Origin of the sequence: Chryseobacterium sp. KBW03 (assembly GCF_003852415.1) — a bacterium.
Taxonomy (GTDB): domain Bacteria; phylum Bacteroidota; class Bacteroidia; order Flavobacteriales; family Weeksellaceae; genus Chryseobacterium; species Chryseobacterium viscerum.
Window position 1 is genome coordinate 180,113 of record NZ_QAJO01000011.1, and the last position, 18,069, is coordinate 198,181.

The window sequence follows — 18,069 nt, forward strand, 5'->3', positions numbered from 1 at the left end:
TAATGAACTATTTTTTATCTAACGAAATTCTTTGATGAAATCCGGTTAGTCTTTTATAATCTTTTTTGAAATGGATTGACCGTTCTTTAATTTTAATTCTACGATGTATAATCCTGAAGGCAGCTCGGTCATGTTGATCTGGTTATCCGTGAACTGTACATTCATTTTTTGACCTACAGCGTTGATAACATTCACGTTTTCAATACCGGAATCTGACTTAATAATAAGTATTCCTTTTGTAGGGTTAGGATACATTCCTATTACTGATTTATTCAGCTTAACATCTGAAGTCCCTAGAGAAGATGATGGCTTAATACATCTTACTGATGCCCCCTGTCCTCTCATAGCACCTGCTGAAGCATTAGCAATAGTGGCTCCCACATAAAGATATTTCCCTCCTGAACTCGAAGTGTCAGAACTCCAGAAGTATCCTCTTTGGCCTACATAAGTAAAATCTCCATTGCTTGAGCTTCTGAATCCTCCTGCCGGCAGTTTAAGATGGCTTCCATAGGCTGTTGCAGGGTTTGCAATACTTTCTGCTCCCACCAGAGTAGCCCACTCTGCCTGAGAAGGCATTTTCCAGTCTGTTCCTATTGCTTTACAAGGATCTACTCCGGCAGATGCACTAACATCTGCAATGGAAGCTCCTGTCCAAGTATCTCCACTTGCAAAAGCTGCCCACCATGCTGTAGATCCGGCAATATATCCACCTCCTGTTGCACTTGTTCCTTCAGGAGTATTCGGTGATGGAGCCTGTACAACCTGAGAATTTCTAAGCTGGTGCCCGTCATCCCATCTTCCCCACTGGAAAAGATCTCCAAATGAATTCGCATCAGCCATTGATGAAGCAACCTGTGTACTTCCCAGATTCTGCTGAAGCCAAATTTTTCCGTCTGCACCTCTTACCGTGGTATAGGCAACCTGCTGACCGCGATACATAAAACTCACGCAGCCTACATCTCCCACATTTGATCCTGGATCTGTATTGCTGCATGTTTGTGGATTTAGCGTTAATGAGATTCTTTTAACTTTTGTAGTATTGTCAGAATATGCCAGAACAAGGTAATTGTGTGCTTTATCTATAGCAAGATCATTGTATTTTGCTTCACCATCAGAAACAAAATCACCTCCAAAAGGAACCCAGTTTTGTGCATCATCTAATTTATAGACTGTATTTCTCAGGAAATTATCATTTTCAAAACGGCTGGCCACCACATAAGGCTTCCCGGATTCTGTCACTGCTAGAGCAATATGCTGTACACTTCCTCCTGAAAAATTGGCATTTCCGACCTGCACCCAAGAGTTTCCGTCAAACTTTTTAACATTGACCTTTCTTCCTCCTCCTGAGTTTGAAACATACGCAACATAGATTCTGTTAGCTCCATCTAAAGCGATATCAGCATTATACTGTTCTCCTGATGAAGAAGCATCTACAGCAGCCCCGCCTACTAAGTTCCAGTCTTGTGATGAACTTGCATCCGTACTGTTTTGATATACTTTTAAACCTCCTGAAACATTGCATGTATAGACTTTATTATTGGTTCCGATAACCATTTCAGCAAATTCAGCACCTCCAGAGAAACCTGCATTACCTACCTGCTCCCATGTACCGCCAAAATATCTTTTTACAGTTCCTGAACCATATGATCCATAAGTGAATATAATATTATCAGAAGATACTGCGGAAGCCTGATAATTAACAGAGCTGTCTGTAGCGTTAGGAAGCTGAGACCATAAAGATCCTGTAAACAGACGTACTTCCATTCCGGATCCCGGATAACCAATCTGGTTGGTATAATAGATACTATTTCCGTTAGGACTTATAGACAATGAATTGTAAGTTGCCGTTCCGGTGGTAACTCCAGGACTTCCTCCTAAATAGGACCATGTACTTCCATTGAATTTCTGTACAGAGCCTTTAGTTACTGAAACATCATAATAGGAAAGATAATAATTTCCTGAGTTATCAATAACCAAGTTATTAAAACTGCTTCCCCCAGCTGATACATCCTGAACTCCTCCTACATTTTCCCATTGCTGAGCATACAAACCGCTTCCAGCAGCGGCTAGCAATGCTAATCCCGTGCTGATTTTCTTTATTGCAAAATGTAAATCTTTAAACATATGAAATATTATTTTTAATTATTCTAAATTTAATTTAATTTTGCGCAAAAGTACCTCACATAATTAACCCCGAGTTATCATTTCCCAACTTTTGGTTATCCTACGCGGTACTTTTACCTTAAGTTAGTTGTACCATGGCTGTAAAAATGTGTTGTATGAGGAATCATTCTAAAAGTGGACTTTTGTTCAGATCCGAAGACATCAAAATCATCATGCAGGAAGACCTGTGTCCTGACCAAACCTTCAAGTCTCATATGCTGGAAGGGAAGTCAAGCTTTAATCTTATTTTCTTGCTAAGTGATGGTATCAATCTGGAAGCTCACGACTGTGGAACGAAATTCTTATTCAGGAAAAATCAATATATTCTTCATTATTCGCCTAACGAAAGTGTAGCTGAACTATGGACAGAAAATCAGGAGGTTTTAAAATATCTTCAGATTCACATCAACTATCAATATATTTTTAACCTCATCAATCCGGAGCTTAATCTCGAGAACGCAGAAGTTCTGGAAAACATGACTCATAATAATTTTATCTTCCTTCATAAAGAAACACCGCCTGACATGACGGTCGAAATGCACATGATCATCAAAGAGATTCTGGGCTATACCAAGAAAGGAATCATGCAGAAATTATTTATAGAGGCTAAGATCATCAAGCTTCTTATTCTTATTTTCGAACAGTTCAATGAAAAGAATGTCCTGGAATCAAATCCAAAGACCCCTGAAATAATCAGAAAATTCATCGATGAAAATTACCACAGAAATATAAAAGCGGAAGAAATAGGGAAATATATCGGGATGAATCAGAATATCATCAGAAAAGAATTCAAGGCTCAGTACCATACAACGATTGCTCATTATATATCAGAACTCAGAATGCTGAAAGCCAAAAAGTTGATTCCCGATAAAAATATTATGATCAAAGAGATCGCCATTGAATGCGGTTATGAATATCTGCAGAACTTTACACGGGCTTTTAAAAAGAAATTTGGGGTATCACCGGAAAGCCTGCGGAATAATAAATAGAAAAACCGCTCAATTGCTTAAGCGGTTTATATATGTTGTTTTGCTTTGATATTGCTTTTTCAGAATTCAGGTGAAAAAGCAATGACAATCAATTAATGATGATGTCCGTGATCGTGAAGGAAAGGTCCGTTTCCTTTAGGCTCGTTATAGATAACTTCTACACCTTCCTGCTCAGTAATAAGCTTTCTTCTGATATCTTCAGGATCGAAAGGCTTTACTTTTCCGAAATACTCTTTCAAACCTTCAGTTAGCCACATTGGGATTACTAATCCGAAGAACATAAAAATACACCAGAATCCTACTAAGAACATAGTAATGAAGAATATAGTCCAAAGGAACTGGTAGAACGGCCAAAATGCTGATAATATCGTTATCATTCTCTTAAAGATTTTAGGCAAAAATAGAACTTTTTTCCCTTTTACACAAAAGATACATGTTCTATTTTCTTATTTATTTTAATTTTAAACTAATTAGTGCGCAAGATTTGCGAAGAAATCGTTGCCTTTATCATCGGTAATGATGAATGCAGGGAAGTCTTTTACTTCGATTTTTCTTACCGCTTCCATTCCTAATTCCGGGAAGTCCACTACGTCTACAGACACAATATTGTCTTTTGCAAGAATCGCTGCAGGACCACCGATAGATCCAAGGTAGAAACCTCCGTATTTACCACAAGCATTGGTAACATCTTTACTTCTGTTTCCTTTTGCAAGCATGATCATACTTCCTCCGTGGCTTTGGAATTCGTCTACATAAACGTCCATTCTTCCGGCAGTTGTAGGTCCGAAACTTCCTGAAGCCATTCCTTCCGGAGTTTTTGCAGGTCCTGCATAATAGATCGGGTGATTTTTGAAATATTCAGGCATTGGTTTCCCGCTATCGATAATTTCTTTGATTTTTGCATGAGCGATATCTCTTGCTACGATCAATGTCCCGTTCAGTTTCAATCTTGTTTTGATCGGATATTTTGAAAGCTCGGCAAGAATTTCCGGCATCGGCTTATTCAGGTTAATCTCAACTGCTTCTTCTAAGTGTGGAGGGGTATCTGGCAAGAATCTTTTCGGATCCTGCTCAAGCTGCTCAAGGAAAATCCCTTCTTTTGTGATTTTTCCTTTGATATTTCTGTCTGCAGAGCAAGAAACTCCCATTCCTACCGGACAGGATGCAGCATGTCTCGGAAGTCTGATTACTCTTACGTCGTGAGTAAGATATTTTCCTCCAAACTGAGCTCCGATTGCACTTTCCTGGCAGATTTTCTGAACTTTAGCTTCCCATTCAAGATCTCTGAACGCTTGTCCAGCCTCATTTCCTTCTGTTGGAAGATGGTCATAATATTTAGCGGATGCTTTTTTTACTGCAGCAAGATTGGCTTCTGCGGAAGTTCCTCCGATTACCAATGCCAAGTGGTATGGCGGACAGGCAGCTGTCCCAAGATCTGAGATTCTTTCTTTAACAAATTCTTCAAGAGACTTTTCGTTCAGTAAAGATTTTGTCTTTTGGTATAAGAATGTTTTATTAGCTGAACCTCCTCCTTTTGTTAAGAATAAAAATTCATAATAATCTCCTTTTTTGGCATAGATATCAATCTGTGCAGGAAGGTTAGATCCTGAATTCTTCTCATCAAACATCGTTAAAGGAACTACCTGAGAATATCTTAAGTTTCTTTTTTGATAGGTATTGAAGATTCCTTTGCTTAGGTATTCTCCATCATCTACTCCTGTATATACATTTTCCCCTTTTTTCCCCATTACAATGGCTGTTCCTGTATCCTGGCATGAAGGAAGAGCTCCTTCAACAGCTACTGCAGCATTTTGTAAAAGGTTATAAGCAACGAATCTGTCGTTATCTGTAGCTTCAGGATCATCAATGATTCTTTTAAGGCTTTCCAGGTGTGAAGAACGAAGCATGAAAGAAACATCTGCCATCGCTTCTTCAGCTAATAACTCTAATCCTTTCGGATCAATTGTTAAAATTTCTCTGTCACCTAGTTTTTCAACCTTTACATAGTCTGATGTAAGCTTCTTATACACCGTATCATCTTTCTGAATTGGATACGGATCCTGATATCTAAAGTCCATTCAATTTTTGTTTGTGCAAAAATACGCCTCATTAAAAAAAATATGAGTAAAATCAGTCATTTAAATTGATATTTATAATGATTATAAATTGTGGGTTTCTGAGTTTATAAGTACCTTTATAGGAGCTAAATAAATGAAAGCCTAACATTATTTTTTGCATTAAAATTCAATAATATGAAAGGTTTTTAGGATTTTATCATCAACAGATCATACAAATTTCAACCATAATGAATTACAGAATAGAAAAAGACACCATGGGAGAAGTGCAGGTTCCTGCAGACAAACTTTGGGGTGCACAGACGGAACGTTCAAGAAATAATTTCAAAATCGGACCTGAAGGTTCAATGCCGCATGAGATCATTGAAGCTTTTGCCTATCTGAAAAAGGCCGCCGCTTTTACCAATACTGAGCTGGGAGTACTTCCTGCCGAAAAAAGAGATATGATCGCCAACGTGTGTGACGAAATTCTGGAAGGAAAACTAAACGACCAGTTTCCTTTGGTGATCTGGCAGACAGGTTCCGGGACACAATCGAACATGAATGTCAATGAAGTCATTTCAAACAGAGCTCACGTCAATAATGGCGGAACATTGGGCGACAAATCTGAGGTTCACCCGAATGACGACGTCAACAAATCCCAGTCTTCCAATGATACTTACCCTACTGCTATGCACATTGCTGCTTATAAAAAAGTAGTGGAGGTAACCATTCCGGCAGTAGAGAAATTAAAAAACACACTCGCTGAGAAATCAAAAGCATTCAAAGATGTTGTAAAAATTGGAAGAACCCACCTGATGGATGCTACTCCACTTACACTTGGACAGGAATTTTCAGGGTATGTAGCTCAGCTAGAATATGGACTAAGAGCTTTAAGAAACACACTGCCTCACCTTTCTGAACTTGCATTAGGCGGAACAGCCGTAGGAACAGGATTGAATACGCCTAACGGCTATGATGTAAAGGTTGCCGAATATATTGCTCAATTTACCAAACATCCTTTCATTACCGCTGAAAATAAATTTGAAGCGCTGGCAGCTCATGATGCTATTGTGGAAAGTCACGGTGCATTGAAGCAGCTTGCCGTTTCTTTATATAAAATTGCTCAGGATGTGAGACTCTTAGCATCAGGGCCACGTTCCGGGATCGGGGAAATTCACATTCCTGAAAATGAACCGGGGTCATCAATTATGCCCGGAAAAGTAAATCCTACTCAAAATGAAGCTTTAACAATGGTTTGTGCTCAGGTTTTAGGAAATGATACAACCATTTCATTTGCAGGAACTCAGGGGAACTATGAACTGAATGTTTTCAAACCTGTAATGGCTTATAATTTCTTACAGTCTGCCCAATTGATCGCTGATGCATGTATTTCTTTCAATGATCACTGTGCTGTGGGTATTGAACCAAATCATGAGAGAATTAAAGAGCTTGTAGATAAATCGTTAATGCTTGTTACGGCTTTAAATACTCACATTGGATATGAAAATGCCGCTAAAATTGCCAAAACCGCTCACAAAAACGGAACGACTCTAAAAGAAGAAGCCATCAATCTTGGTCTGTTAACTGCTGAGCAGTTTGACGAATGGGTAAAACCAGAAGATATGGTAGGAAGTTTAAAATAATGATTCTATAACTGATACAATGTAAAAACTCCGGAAATGACTCCGGAGTTTTTAATTTACATTCAATGTTTATTTAATCTAATCCAATAGCTAAGCCGAATATCAGAGCTTTATCATCCTTAAAATGGCTGTCTTTAAAGAAGTTGCTAAAGTCTTTTTTAACAAATAAGCTAAAGCTGTTATAAGATACAGTAAACTGTGCTCCATACACAAAAGGGTTTACCTGATAATTTCCGCGGTCTCTGGTTTCGCCGTCATTTCCTTTTACAATATTGTTGGTCGACATTTTTACTCCTCCATATACATTGGCCGCTACTTTAAATCCTGTATAATAGCTTCTGTACTGGATATCCATTCCTGCATTTTTAAGCTTGGAGAAATTATACTGCATACCGAGAGGAACGATAATATAACCTGTTCTCAGTTTACTTTTATCAAGATTTTCATTAGCCTGTGTCAAAGCAACTCCCTGGTCAGCACTTTTTGTAAAGTACATATTATTGTCTGTTCTCAGGGTTCTCCACGAAAACCCTAACCCTGAAATAACGGCCCACGGACTCGTTCTGCTTAGCTGATAATTCAGTTTCAGACCAAATTCCAGGTTATTGGCATATCCGATATTTTTATCGAGGTCATTATCGGGAGAACTATTTGTTAGTGTCATGATTCCGTAAGAGAAATAGCCTGTAAAGCTTCTGCTGGGACGGAATTTTTTTAACAGCTTTTCTTTAAGATCTTCTTTCGAGGTAACATCGGTATTCAAAAGTGAATATCTTACCTGCTTCTGAATAACATCATCCAGATCAAATCCCAGTTCTTCAATTCTCTTATCCATTTTCTCTGAGTAACGGTCTGCAATCTGGGCCTTCTCTCTGTCAAAATCTGCTTTATCAAGATTTCTGGCCTGTAAAACGGCAAGTTCACCTTCCATCAGTTTCTTTTCTTCCTGAATAATGGTATTGATCTTTGTGGCATATTCTTCCACTTTCTCTTTTACAATCGGGCTTACTTCGGTGTCTTTTTTAGAAGACAGGTTAATATTCAGCGCCTTCTTCTGTGCATGGAATGATGCTGCAGAAAAGCATACCAATCCCATTACGATTAATTTCTTGATCATATTATTAATTTTTAATTTTTTACGGATAAATTATCTGGCATTCAAATCGATAGTAGTCGCTACATTACTTCCATCCTTGGTTTTTTCAATAACATCTTTATGTTCTACTGAAAAGAGAAGTGTAGAAGGGTCTACATATTTTTTCTTTTTAACCGGAGTTTTCAAAGAATCGGATTTTGCTATGAGTTTAGGATGAGAAAGCTGAGGAATTTCCAGTTTCTTTACAGCAGTTTCTCTAGGAATAAGTTTATTTTCTCCTATTGCCACTGCAGAAATCACTTCTTCTTTATCTTGGGAAAGCGTTTTCTTTACTTCCTTTTTTTCGTTGTCCTGAACAGCTAAAGGAGTATTATTTTGAGCAGGCTCAGTTACTATTTTATCGGTGTCCGTCTTTTCTGTCGTTTTTACAATTCCAGGTTGGATTTCTGAGGGTTGATTAAGAAAAAGCAGAACAGTTCCCAAACTGAATGTCAACAGTAAACATGCAGCCACCAAAAACCAGTTTACGCTTGATTTGGGAGGGTGGCTACTTGTATTCTGAAGTTCAATTTCTGACCACAAATCTCTGGAGGGAGCAATTTCTCTTTCTTCAATCTGTCTTTTGATCTGAAATTCAAAATTATCTTTAGACGTTTTCATTTTTCAATTTTTTTTGTTGTTGAAAGTAGATCTTTCTTAATTTCTCTTTTGCTCTGAACAGCTGTGTTTTGCTCACAGCCATTGAAATCTGCAAAGTATCAGCAATTTCCTGATGTGAGTATCCTTCCAGCACATAGAGGTTAAAAACCATTCTGTAGGCATCGGGAAGCTGATCCAAAAGGTCCTGCGCATTAAAATCACAATCAATCTCCGGTTCGTGGATGTCTTCGTGAAAAGACTGGTTGATCTCGTCCAGATAGAAGACTGTTTTGTGGCTTTTGATAAAATTCAGGCATTCATTCACCACAATTCTTCTTGCCCAGCTGTCCAGGTTCGACTCTTCTCTGAAGGTTTCTATGTGCTTAAAAATTTTGCAGAATGCTTTAATGAGACAATCTTCTGCCTGATACAAATCGCTCACATAGCTTTTGCTTACACTCAGGAATCTCTTTACATTCTGTTCATAGAATATCTTCTGTGCAGCCGGATCCTGTTTCTTCAGGAGGCTCAACAAATCATTCTTTTTATTTCCGAACAAAAGTTTCATGCTTATGCTGTTTCTACTTTAAAGACAATCAAAACAAAAAAAGGTTACAACTTTTAAAAAAAAATTTATTTACTTAATAACAGTACTGTTCCAAAATAACATTTATAATATTGATAATCAGATATTAATAACTGAATATAAAATCTGAGAATTCAGTATATTTCCTGTAAAAATAATTGATAAAAGGCTGCCTCAGAGTGAGACAGCCTTTTTATATTTTATCCTGAGAATTCATCAAGCATATTTCGGGTAGGAACAAAGAAAAGCGTTCCTGTAACTGCTGTACTGAAATCTAAGATTCTATCATAGTTTCCCGGAGGATCGCCTATAAACATATTCGTCAACATCTTTTTGGTGGTAGTAAATGTACTTGAATAGGCAATAAAATAAGTTCCAAACTCATTAGTAGAAGGACTTCCAAAAGGCATATTATCTCTGACAATTTTCAATTCTTCGCCGTTTTCGCCTTCAATATTGGCTAAAGCAATATGGGAGTTGGCAGGTTTCACATCATCAGACATTTCAATATCATTTTCCTTTGATCTCCCGATCACTTTTTCCTGATCTTCTGTGGAAAGCCCTTTCCAGGCAGCCATATTATGAAGATATTTCTGAACGAAAAGATAACTTCCACCTTTATATTGAGAGTCTTCATCTCCGATTTTTGCAAAATAATCGCGGTCTTCACCATGAGGATTCTCTGTTCCGTCAACAAAACCCAGAATAGAACGTGCATCCCAATATTTAAACCCATTAATTTCCAGAATGCTTTCAGCAACTGAACTCAATACATTTGATATTTCAATAGCCATATCAAAGATCAGGCTTTTATTGTCTGCTCTTAAATGAAAGTGAAGATCACCCGGAGTGGAAACAGCGGTATGTTTTATTCCTTTGATCTCTTCAAAATTGGTCAGTTCTTTTGGCGGCGGTGTCGGAAGTTCCAGTTTTTTCCATGCTTCAGCTCCGATACCCATTACACAGCTTGCTCTGCTGTCCGGGAATCTGTTGAAAACCGAATTATTAAGGTTGAGTACCAATGCACACAATTGTTGAAAGGCCTCCTTCAATTTAGGATCATCATGAAGTTTCCATACCATGAAAATCGTATTGCTGTTAGGATAATCTGTTACATTTTGTGATTCTGCCCTATTCATACATATCGTTTTTAATGTACTAAATATCCGAAATTGAAACCTGATCTGCAAAATATTGCTCCAGATCTTTTAACGTTTCCGGATTAGTCTGAATGTCTTTTACCAGAAGACCTTTGTTCACGACAACAATCCTGTTGCAGACTTCCGTGGTATGGGACAAATCATGGCTGGATATCAGGAAAGTAACGCCATCCTGCTTAGACAGTTCTTTGATCAGGTTTTTAAGCTTGATCTGTGTGGATGGATCCAGGTTGGCAAAAGGTTCATCCAGAATAATAATTTCAGGATTTCCAATGATGGCTCCTACAATTCCTACTTTTTTCTGATTTCCTTTCGAAAGATCACGGATATATTTTCCTGATTTTAGAATCTCGCCGTTGAAAAAATCGTGAAAGGGTTTCAGAAATTCATCTATTGAAGCTTTGTTTTGTCCTCTCAGCTCTCCAATGAAGTAAAAATATTCTTCAGGGGTAAGATAACCAATAAGAAAAGTGTCATCTACAAAGGCTGAAACTTTATTCTTCCAGGCCTCAGACTCACTGACTTTGATTCCGTCAATGCTTACAGATCCGGTGGTCGCCTGAATCAAATCAAGCATCAGGCTAAAAAGGGTTGTTTTTCCTGCCCCGTTGTTTCCTACAAGTCCAAAAGTTTCCCCGTTTGGAATCTCAAGATGTTCAATATTAAGAACAGTTGCTGTTCCGTATGTTTTTGATAAATTATGTATGTTGATCATGGCTTAACCTTTATTTTTAAATGCATCAATAGTGCTGTATTTTTCTTTTTTGTAAAGTTTTACGATAATATTGAAGATTCTCTCTCTCATGAAGAATCCTATAATACCGATAATGGCAATGCTTATTACTCCTCCTGTAATTCCTGAGAAATATTTTGCTAATGCAAATACCCCCATCGGAAGAAGCATTTTAGGAATCAGCAGAAGCATGGCTACCAGATTGAAACTTCCTTTCTGCCCCATCCTTTTCTCTTTTGAATTAAGATCGATCTGAGTTTTATTGAAAGCCCCGGACCATAAGGTAAATTGAGAATTGACTCCGATATTGTATAATCCTGCAGCGAAGAATGTAACGTAGACCTCCCAGCCAAAGTACGCATAGCATAGCGCTACAATTACAGAAACTCCTGTTACAATATTCATCAGCCACCATTTGGCCTTTAAATAGTCTTTGTACGGAACATTCAGGGTCATCATCAAGGGATAATAAGAACTGTCAAAAGCAGGAACTCTCTGCCCAAACAGAAACTGAAAACCTCCCGTCACAAAAAGACCCATAAACATCATCATCGCCGGAGTTTTGTATAGGGAAGACGTAAACATCAGCAATCCATAGAACAGAAACATAAAACTTCCCAGAAGAATACCTTTGGCCACTTTATTCCGTCTTAACATTTTAATATCATTATTGATAAATGTTCCGGTAGCCCCATATTTATTTAAGAAAGCAATATTTTCGGTTTTTCCTATTGTCTTTTTGGCTTCAAGTCCCTGATCCAGGTAAAATTCTTTACGCAGATAACGGAAACAAAGCCACCACAAGATCACAAACAGGGAAACAGGGATCAAAGCAAAGTAAGGTTTTTCATAGAAACTGTAGAAAACAGATTCAGAATAAGACAGAACCGGAACGATATTGTAATATCCCAAAGCTCCGATGCCCACAAAGCAAGCTCCTATGATGATTGCCAGTGTTTCTTTACCGTTGAAGAAAATATTGATAAAATTATTCAGATAGAGTAATGAAATAACTCCTATAAGCCACACCAAAATTCCTAAAATGCTATATCCGTTAAATAAAGCAATCAATGAAAATGTAATGAAGAATAGAGAACTCAGCCAGCTGAATGCTGAAAGAAAGGTTTTGGACAGCATATAATTGACCAGTGTATTCTTCCTGATGTTCATGGTAAGAAACGGCTTAATATTCTGTGTGGGAATTTCCTGCCAGAGATATTTAATGACCAGATCAATGATCCAGGCAATAATCATGAATTTTGAGACTACTTTTAAAGGATCCTGGTGCATTTCTTCCTTTACATAGAAAAAAGCAATAAAAGCCCCACCTACGAGACATCCCATGAAATAGAGAATTCCGATGAACCGGAATATCTTCATGGCCAGATTGATCCCTAAAGATGTACCACGGAAGAAGCTTTTGATTTCAAGCCTAAGGAACTTTAGAAACATATTTTAGTTTTTATACATTAGTAAATATAAAATAAAATATGTTACAGATTTTTAGCCAATTAATTCTTTGGCTTGTGCTAAAGCGGCTTCGGTAATTTTGCTTCCGGAAAGCAATTGAGCAATTTCATTGAGTTTTTCTTCGTCGCTCAAAGGTATAATGGTAGATTGTGTTCTGCCTGAAACATCCTGTTTTACGACTTTATAGTTGTCATTTCCTTTAGCAGCAACCTGTGCCAGGTGAGAAATAACGATCAGCTGCATGTCTTCGGACATTTCTCTCATAAGATTTCCGATCTCTTCAGCTACTTTTCCTGAAACTCCGGTATCAATTTCATCCAGAATAAGCGTTGGAAGCTCATCACTTTCTGCAATAATCTTCTTTACAGCCAGCATTACTCTGGATCTTTCCCCTCCGGAAATGGCAGTCTGAATCGGTTTTAAAGGAAACCCGGAATTGGCCTGGAATAAAAGCTGGATATTTTCTTTTCCAAATTGATTGAACTCGTCTGCATCCTGCAGTTCTATATCTACTTTTGCCTTTTCCAGCCCTAATTTTTTCAGAAGTCCTTCTGCTTTTTTGATGAAAACAGGAACATTTTTCGTTCTGTTCTTTGAAAGCTTTTCAGCGAGACTCTGAAGTGTTTTTTCTTTTTGAGAGATATTCCCCTCTGTTTCTTCGATCTGTGCTTCCAGTTCTGAAGCTCCTTTCTGATCTCCTGCCAGCTGGTTTCTGATCTCAATCAGTTCATTAAGATCCGAAACATTATGTTTAAGGAATAAGGCGTTGATTTTATTATTAAGATCGGTAAGATATACCAGATTTTCAGGATTGATTTCAACTCTCTCTGCGGTATGCTCAAGTTCGGAAATTATATCTTTAAGCTCAACAAAAGAAGTCTCAAGCCTTTCATCAAGTTCTGCAAAACTGGCTGAAACTTCAGAGATTTTTGAAAGTTTGTGGGTCGCTTCATGAAAGAAAGATAAAATTCCTATTTCTTCCTGATGGAATCTCGATAAGATCTGACCTACATTTTCAGAAATCATTCCTGCATTTTCCTGAATAGAAAGCTGGTTCTGAACATCTTCATAGTCTACATCATCAAGTTTCAGCTCTTCCAGTTCATTGAGTAAAAATTCTTTATAATCACTTTCTTTATTGGATTCTGAAAGCTGGGTTTTCAGTTTTTTCAACAGTAATTTAAGGGTCTGAAATTCAGAAAATGTCTGTTGATAGTCTTCGATAATCTTTTTATTGTCAGAAAGCCCGTCAATAATTTTAAACTGGTATTCTGATGTAAAAAGATTGGATGTTTCAAATTGGGAATGGATATCAATCAGCTGCGAAGAAAGCTCTTTAAGAATATCCAATGTTACAGGAACGTCATTAATAAATGCACGCGATTTTCCTGATGGAAGGATTTCCCGTCTGATAATCGTCTGAAGTTCGTAATCCAGATCGTTTTCGATAAAGAATTTCTTAAACTGATTGTTGAGTGAAAACTCTGTTTCCACCACACTTTTTTCTTCGGTCTTAGCAATGGATTTTACATCTGCTCTTTCTCCTAAAATAAGACGGAGCGCCCCTAAAATAATAGATTTCCCGGCTCCTGTTTCACCGGTAATAACCTGTAAACCATTCTTCAATGATACGTCAAGGGTATCAATCAGGGCAAAGTTTTTAATGTAAATTCTCGAAAGCATTGATAATCCGGGTTATGGTTCAATTTGAATTTGAACTGTAAAAATAGGTTTTTTTTTAATGAAGTGAGAAAATGTTTTTATGCATTCTGCTCAATTATAGTATTCTATTTTTAACCTAAAATCAAATGGTCTGTCAGTAATTTTATAGGTTTTTTATAGGTGTCAATCTTATACCTTCCATTTATTCCACTTATTGTCAATATTTTTCGGAGAAAGGATAATCATGTTCTGCTTCAGATCATTGAGAATCAAGCCTCCGTTATTTCCGGAATTGAAGATATTAAAGATCTCATCACTTTTTGTATCCATAAACAGGTTGAAGAAAAATGCCTGCTGAAAAGTATTTTCGTACATTTTCAACTGCATCAGAGCATCAAAAATCACTTTTTTTCCGGCAGTCTGGTCCTGGTTGAAAAGGTTATCCAATCCTGCTCTGTGGTAAGTATAAATGGTAGAACGCAACTGGCTCCAGTTGGGATTCATGATTTCATTAATCAGTATAGAACGGCTTCTTGGCTCATTGATGGTATTCCAGCCTTCATAGTTTCTGTTCTGAGAATTCTGTGCAATTTGCTGTGCTTTTGCATACCATTGGGATCCTCCCATCGATTGGAAGCTGTCACCGTCTAAGCCCAAAATAACATAAATATAAAAACTGACAACATCTGTCAAATTCTTACCTGAGAACTGTCTTTCATTAAAAATAAGACTTTCATTTTCAATATATTCAAAACCAAATCTCTGGTCCTGAAGATTCAGTAAAGGAGATTCATAGGTCGTATTATAAACAGGACGCATGGCCTGAACAACAATGGACCCTTTGAATCTATTGCCATCTCTTTCCCCAATAACAACAGAAAAACCACATTTTATTTTCTCAAAATTCTGAAGTTTCTTCCCAGTCCAGCTGGTATTATTGATAAAGTCTCTGAGACTTTTTTCCAATGCTTTATATGCCTGCTGGTTACTTCCTCCTACCAGTTGGGAGTTTACCTGGACAGTAGCCAACAGCTCCTGAGAAAAACTTTGGGTATATATGAAAAACAGAAAAAATAAACTTATAATTTTTTTCATTGTCTATTAAAAATTGAGAACGGAAATTTATTAAAATTATTTTAAAAGTTGAGACTCAACAAAATTGAGAATATCTTTCGCTACATCATCTTTGGATTTCAGATTGAATTCTTTCTTTTCCGTTCTGGTAAATATTTTGATTTTGTTGGTATCATTTTTAAAACCTGCTCCTTCATCACGCAGAGAGTTCAGAACAATCATATCCAGATTTTTCTTTTCCAGCTTCCCTTTTGCATTTTCTTCTTCATTCTGCGTCTCCAGGGCAAATCCTACCAAGAACTGGTGTGTTTTCTTCTCTCCCATCGTTTTAAGAATGTCCGGATTTTTAACCAATTCTATGGTCAGGTTGTCGTCATTCTTCTTAATCTTTTCCTTAGCCACTTCTTTGGGTGCATAGTCTGCTACTGCAGCACTTGCAATTCCGATGTCTATCTTATCATAAAATTCAAATACTTTTGCCAGCATTTCTTTTGCTGAAGTCACTTTATGAAGTTCAACCTTTGGATCGTTTAGGGTTTGGAAGCTTGGTCCGGAAATCAGAATAACTCTTGCTCCTCTTTTGGAAGCTTCTTCAGCCAGTGAAAATCCCATTTTTCCAGATGAATGATTTCCGATGAATCTTACGGGATCTATGGCTTCGTAGGTAGGTCCTGCCGTGATTAAAACCGTTTTCCCTTCAAGACTTTTTGAATGGATATTTGAATTAAAATAATTTTCAACAGTAGTAAAAACAGTTGCCGGCTCTGCCATTCTTCCCTGGCCGATCAATCCACTTGCCAATTCTCCGTTTTCTGCAGGAATAATGATATGACCAAAGCTTTCCGCAAGCTCTAAATTCTTCTTTGTAGAAGGATGTACATACATATCTAAGTCCATTGCGGGAGCAATAAATACCGGGCATTTCGCTGACATATAGGTCGCAATAACCAGATTGTCACACATCCCGTGAACCATTTTAGACAGTGTATTGGCTGTACAGGGAGCTACAATCATTACGTCTGCCCAAAGCGCCATTTCTACATGGCTGTTCCAGGTTCCGTTATCACCATAAAAGTCTGAATACACAGGTTTTTTGGACAACGTAGACAGGCTTAGTTTCGTCACGAACTGTTCTGCATCTGGGGTCATGATAACCTGTACTTCAGCACCTTTTTTCACAAAATCTCTGATCAGGAAATGAATTTTGTAGGCTGCAATTCCTCCAGAGACCGCGATAAGTATCTTTTTACCGGAAACACTCATTTAGTTCTAATTTTTTGAAATACTAAAGTACTTATTTTTTCCCACACAATCAGGCTTTAAAACGACAAAGGTCATAAAAGAAATGAATTCCTTTATGACCTTGATTTATTAAAACACAGATGATTATTTTCTGTCTTCTGTTTTTCTGAAATAGATATCTTCGTTTAACCACTCTTCGATAGCAATTGAAGTTGGTTTTGGAAGCTTTTCGTAATGTTTAGAGATCTCAATCTGTTCTCTGTTTTCGAAAACCTCTTCTAATGTAGAATTGTGAACGGCAAATTCATCCAACTTGTTGTGAAGTTCCGTACGGATCTCCGCATTGATCTGCTCTGCTCTCTTTCCCATGATAACAATAGCTTCGTAGATTGAACCTACTTTATCTTCAATCTTATCTTTGTCGTAAGTAATTGTATTTACTTCGGCTTTTGTATCTTTTACACTCATTTTGAGAAAATTATTTTTATTTAAGATGGCAAATTTACGAATTATCTTTGGATTTTGAAAGTCGCTGCCGGAGGAGGGGTCTTAAGTGCTGCACTGTCCCTCTGTAACTGCATTGCTTTCTTTTCATTGCTGATTTGATCCTTAACCTGCTGCTCAGTTTTATCTTTGTCGGCTATTTTTTCAGCCTCTTTTTTCTGTCTTGCTGTTAAAGCTGCAATTCTTGCTTCAGTTTGTTTTTTAACAATCACGAAGTTTTTCTTTTCCTTTTCCAGTTTTTCTCTTAGATCCGTAGCTGTCTTAGAATATTCTGTATTGGGAAGTTCCTTCTCTACCAGTTTAGTATAAGTCAATGCACTTTCAATACGCTCATCTTTAAGACCATATACTGATTTTACAGCCAGTTCATAACGGGCTTTCATGATATAATCATAAATTTTTGAACGAAGTTTTGTACTTGGGAAATCTTCCAAAACATTTTCCAAAGCAACATTCGCGGCTTTGTACTCTCCCATGTTATAGTACTGTTTTCCGTTTTCATAAGCTTTAAATTCAAGCTTATAAGACAACTCATCAATAAGCTGACTGATATTTTTAGATCTTTCGGAATTCGGATAATTGTTCAGGAAGTCCTGAAGTTCATTGATGGCTAATTCTGTACTGGACTGATCCAAGTTGTAATCCATAGATCCTTCATAGTAGCACAATGCAGACATGTATGCTGCTTCTTCCGCTCTTGGATCTTTTGGAAAACTAACGGCAAAGTTTTTAAACTGGTGACCTGCCAGCTTATAACTCTTGTCATAATAGTTGGCATAAGCAGTGTTGAAACCTACGTTAGGAAAATCATCAGTTCCTGCCACAAGATTAGCAAGTCTGTCATAGAGAGCCAATGCATTTTTCCACTTTTTCTTAGCGAAGTTTTCATTAGCCGCCTTTAAGATAAACTCTTTATCAGCACTCCTCATTGCTCTTTCCTGCTGGCTTACACAAGATGAAATCACTGCTACAGCAAAAAGACCTAAAATATATTTTTTCATATAAAAAATTCAACAGTTTTCGGGTTACACAGCCGATTTACTAATTTGCA

At 37.4% G+C, this 18,069-nt stretch carries 16 protein-coding genes; 2 read left to right on the forward strand and 14 right to left on the reverse strand.

Translation table 11 applies throughout. The features are described from left to right. Window positions 1-45: 45 nt before the first annotated feature. Window positions 46-2,124, reverse strand: coding sequence for a T9SS type A sorting domain-containing protein (locus tag DBR39_RS19580; protein ID WP_124535902.1), 2,079 nt, complete (start codon window positions 2,122-2,124; stop codon window positions 46-48). 155 nt (window positions 2,125-2,279) lie between these two features. On the opposite strand from DBR39_RS19580, the gene DBR39_RS19585 reads away from it, so the two are divergent. After that, window positions 2,280-3,152 carry a helix-turn-helix domain-containing protein gene (locus tag DBR39_RS19585; protein ID WP_185147229.1) on the forward strand — a complete coding sequence of 291 codons (873 nt, stop codon included), beginning with the start codon at window positions 2,280-2,282 and terminating at the stop codon, window positions 3,150-3,152. A gap of 92 nt (window positions 3,153-3,244) precedes the next feature. Here the strand turns inward: DBR39_RS19585 and DBR39_RS19590 are convergent, their stop codons facing one another. Further along, entirely contained in the window at window positions 3,245-3,529 is a 285-nt protein-coding gene (locus DBR39_RS19590) for a hypothetical protein (protein ID WP_171006268.1), read from the reverse strand. Window positions 3,530-3,622: 93 nt separating this feature from the next. Next, window positions 3,623-5,230 carry a fumarate hydratase gene (locus tag DBR39_RS19595; RefSeq protein ID WP_124535905.1) on the reverse strand — a complete coding sequence of 536 codons (1,608 nt, stop codon included), beginning with the start codon at window positions 5,228-5,230 and terminating at the stop codon, window positions 3,623-3,625. 227 nt (window positions 5,231-5,457) lie between these two features. Between DBR39_RS19595 and fumC the strand changes: the two genes are divergently transcribed. Beyond that, window positions 5,458-6,852, forward strand: coding sequence for a class II fumarate hydratase (gene fumC / locus DBR39_RS19600; RefSeq protein WP_103231437.1), 1,395 nt, complete (start codon window positions 5,458-5,460; stop codon window positions 6,850-6,852). A 73-nt stretch (window positions 6,853-6,925) separates the two neighbouring features. Here fumC and DBR39_RS19605 read toward each other — a convergent pair whose 3' ends face one another. The 11 genes from DBR39_RS19605 to DBR39_RS19655 form a co-directional block, all read right to left on the reverse strand. Next, window positions 6,926-7,969 carry a porin family protein gene (locus tag DBR39_RS19605; protein ID WP_124535907.1) on the reverse strand — a complete coding sequence of 348 codons (1,044 nt, stop codon included), beginning with the start codon at window positions 7,967-7,969 and terminating at the stop codon, window positions 6,926-6,928. A 30-nt stretch (window positions 7,970-7,999) separates the two neighbouring features. Then, window positions 8,000-8,608 (reverse strand): hypothetical protein, encoded by a 609-nt coding sequence (locus DBR39_RS19610; RefSeq protein ID WP_124535909.1) that lies wholly within the window; start codon window positions 8,606-8,608, stop codon window positions 8,000-8,002. After that, window positions 8,595-9,155 carry an RNA polymerase sigma factor gene (locus tag DBR39_RS19615; protein ID WP_103231440.1) on the reverse strand — a complete coding sequence of 187 codons (561 nt, stop codon included), beginning with the start codon at window positions 9,153-9,155 and terminating at the stop codon, window positions 8,595-8,597. The genes DBR39_RS19610 and DBR39_RS19615 overlap by 14 nt, the downstream gene beginning before the upstream one ends. A 218-nt stretch (window positions 9,156-9,373) precedes the next feature. Then, window positions 9,374-10,312 (reverse strand): Dyp-type peroxidase, encoded by a 939-nt coding sequence (locus DBR39_RS19620; RefSeq protein ID WP_124535911.1) that lies wholly within the window; start codon window positions 10,310-10,312, stop codon window positions 9,374-9,376. A gap of 19 nt (window positions 10,313-10,331) precedes the next feature. Continuing rightward, entirely contained in the window at window positions 10,332-11,048 is a 717-nt protein-coding gene (locus DBR39_RS19625; protein ID WP_124535913.1) for an ABC transporter ATP-binding protein, read from the reverse strand. Window positions 11,049-11,051: 3 nt separating this feature from the next. Then, complete coding sequence (locus tag DBR39_RS19630; RefSeq protein ID WP_124535915.1) at window positions 11,052-12,518, reverse strand: DUF5687 family protein; 1,467 nt, start codon at window positions 12,516-12,518, stop codon at window positions 11,052-11,054. Window positions 12,519-12,569: 51 nt separating this feature from the next. Beyond that, the gene (locus DBR39_RS19635) at window positions 12,570-14,219 is read right to left on the reverse strand and encodes a DNA repair protein RecN (protein ID WP_124535917.1); all 1,650 of its coding nucleotides are present in this window, start codon (window positions 14,217-14,219) and stop codon (window positions 12,570-12,572) included. A gap of 168 nt (window positions 14,220-14,387) precedes the next feature. Continuing rightward, the gene (locus tag DBR39_RS19640) at window positions 14,388-15,293 is read right to left on the reverse strand and encodes a DUF4835 family protein (RefSeq protein ID WP_124535919.1); all 906 of its coding nucleotides are present in this window, start codon (window positions 15,291-15,293) and stop codon (window positions 14,388-14,390) included. A gap of 36 nt (window positions 15,294-15,329) precedes the next feature. Next, window positions 15,330-16,535, reverse strand: coding sequence for a bifunctional phosphopantothenoylcysteine decarboxylase/phosphopantothenate--cysteine ligase CoaBC (gene coaBC / locus DBR39_RS19645; RefSeq protein ID WP_124535921.1), 1,206 nt, complete (start codon window positions 16,533-16,535; stop codon window positions 15,330-15,332). 123 nt (window positions 16,536-16,658) lie between these two features. Then, window positions 16,659-16,982, reverse strand: coding sequence for a DNA-directed RNA polymerase subunit omega (locus DBR39_RS19650; protein WP_027372958.1), 324 nt, complete (start codon window positions 16,980-16,982; stop codon window positions 16,659-16,661). A 41-nt stretch (window positions 16,983-17,023) separates the two neighbouring features. Beyond that, entirely contained in the window at window positions 17,024-18,019 is a 996-nt protein-coding gene (locus DBR39_RS19655; RefSeq protein ID WP_124535923.1) for an outer membrane protein assembly factor BamD, read from the reverse strand. Window positions 18,020-18,069 lie beyond the last annotated feature (50 nt).